The organism is Methylobacillus sp. MM3 (assembly GCF_001645185.1).
Taxonomy (GTDB): domain Bacteria; phylum Pseudomonadota; class Gammaproteobacteria; order Burkholderiales; family Methylophilaceae; genus MM2.
Genome location: NZ_LXTQ01000031.1, coordinates 1 through 400, shown reverse-complemented (window position 1 = coordinate 400; position 400 = coordinate 1). Strand labels below are relative to the sequence as shown.

Sequence of the window (400 nt, the reverse complement as noted above, 5' to 3'; positions counted from 1 at the left end):
CTTGTACAGATGCTAAATGGTCAAATTGAATAATTGTTTCTAGACTCATTTCATAAATTTCGAAAAATAATTCTTCGGGATTACGTTTTTGTATTTCTCCAAATGTTTCATAAAGCAAATCAATTTTATCAGCAACTGAAAGTATTTGGCCTTCTACTGAATCATCTTTACCTTCTTGCAGTCGTTGCTTATAAACATCTCTATATTGTAATGGAATTTCTTCTTCAATAAAGGTCTCTACCATTTCTTCTTCAACTTGCGAAAATAATTTTTTTAATTCACTACTCGCATATTTAACAGGTGTTTTTATATCACCAGTAAACACTTCAGCGAAATCATGATTTAATGCTTTTTCATATAAGCTTTTCCAATTAATCTTTCGTCCATGATATTCTTCAAC

General features: G+C 29.8%; 1 protein-coding gene. It reads right to left on the bottom strand.

All coding sequences use genetic code 11. The features are described from left to right. On the bottom strand, window positions 1–400 hold a 400-nt coding region (locus A7976_RS14855), incomplete at both ends, for a YfbR-like 5'-deoxynucleotidase (protein ID WP_131801016.1).